This window comes from Paenibacillus sp. P4_E11, assembly GCF_056401635.1.
This window is the reverse complement of sequence record NZ_JBFUIX010000421.1, coordinates 1-1,655: the sequence shown is the minus strand read 5'-3', so window position 1 is coordinate 1,655 and position 1,655 is coordinate 1. Positions and strand designations below refer to the sequence as shown.

2 protein-coding genes are annotated in these 1,655 nt (G+C 47.7%); both read left to right on the top strand.

Annotated features, from left to right (window positions below; genetic code table 11):
• Positions 1 to 29: 29 nt before the first annotated feature.
• On the top strand, positions 30 to 764 hold the full coding sequence (locus AC1DWB_RS34705) for a PHP domain-containing protein (RefSeq protein ID WP_477545620.1): 735 nt from the start codon (positions 30 to 32) through the stop codon (positions 762 to 764).
• 253 nt (positions 765 to 1,017) lie between these two features.
• Entirely contained in the window at positions 1,018 to 1,332 is a 315-nt protein-coding gene (locus tag AC1DWB_RS34700; protein ID WP_477545619.1) for a hypothetical protein, read from the top strand.
• Positions 1,333 to 1,655: the final 323 nt, after the last annotated feature.

Genomic DNA, 1,655 nt, shown 5'->3' with positions numbered 1-1,655 from the left:
GGTTCGGCATTGGAAGGAGGTTTTCTATAATGCTGATGGATCTTCATACACACTCTAACTATTCTGACGGGAAAAATACGCCTGAAGAAATGATTCAGACTGCTGTCGAGCTGGGGTACGAGGGAGTTGCGATCACAGACCATGTTTGGAGGACAAGCGCTTGGGTGCCGGACTATGCAGAGCATCTAGAACAGCTAAAGACCAAATTCCGCGGTTTAATCCAAGTCTATTCAGGCATCGAAGCCAAAGTGTTAACCTTGGACGGGGATATCGACGCCGATGCGTCCTTCCTCCCACTCGTGGATCTTATCCTCGGTTCATTTCACCGCATACCCAAGCCCCAAGGATTTTACTCCAAGACCAACGATGCCCACATTTCCCGAAACGAGATTGCGGGACATTGGTTCGTCTCCTTCCGCCGTATGCTGGATAACCCGCTGGTGGACATTATTGCCCATCCCTTGTCTGAACTCAAAGGTTTCGGCATTGAGAGCCGTCAGCTCCCGATTAAAGAACTCGTTGATCTTATCGGAGTGTCTGGTAAAATCCTTGAGATAAACGTTCGGTACAATTCTGTCGACGAACCGATCATTCGAATGGCAGCGGAGCAGGGTATCCCAATGCTTGTCTCTTCCGACAGCCACTCTGTCGCCGACATGGTCAACAATAGTGTGCTCGTCAAAGACCTCTCCAACCGAGGCTTTCAAAGGATAGACATCGAGCGGTATATTCGTAATAAAAAACATCCAAAAATGAGTAGCTGAAAATAAAGCCCACTTTAAGATGACCTGGCGCTTCTCGTTTGATAAGGAGAAGAGGAGCGAATTAGATGATATACGATTATTGACCCTAATCCTCTAGGTATTTCGAAGGAATGAAGTCAACCCTTAACGGGCACGATAGTTCAACCAGGACATTACGCGGCGAGCGGCAAGGCGTCGTATCGAGAGCGGATGTGCCGGGATTATCGGCGGGGCGCGTCGTGCTTTAGAGCAATTCTCTCGGGAAAGCCGGGTGTTGGAAGTTGGTGAAGGTTTTCCGTTCGTCCTGCAGCCCGAGCAATACAAGCTGTTCTTGCTTGTGCCAATGGTCGAGGGCGGGGTGTCCCCGTTGGGGTTGACCAACAAATATGTCTCCGTCATTCTGTTCTGGATCAACGTAACCGCGGGAACACGGCGATCGTTCGTCTTCAGGAAGGCGGGCGGTTTGCTTTTCACTCGGAGACGGTCCCGTCCCGCGTGTTGGTGGATGGAGAAGAGAGGCCATTCGTCTCTATGGGGAATGGATTGTTTGAAGTCGATTACAGCGATTACCTGCAGGAGGTTGGGTTGAGATTGGTTTGGGGTAGTGATCAAGAGGGGTTTGCCAGTTCATCAGCGGCAGGCTCTTTTTTTTTTTTTTTACAATAAGCATGGCAACCGGAATGACTACTAGAATTTTACAATTAATAATGATATCGTAAGTATACATTTTGAAAATTTTGGAGGGGTTACTATTCGGAAGGCAGCTCTTTTTTTTATCTGTATCTTACTATTAAGTTCTGGTCATGTGTTAGCGGCGTCTATAATTAATCCTTCTAACAGTGTGAAAGTAATCGTCAACAACGAGGCGTTAAATGAACCCATGCCGTTGTTAATTGAAAGTAACACATACGT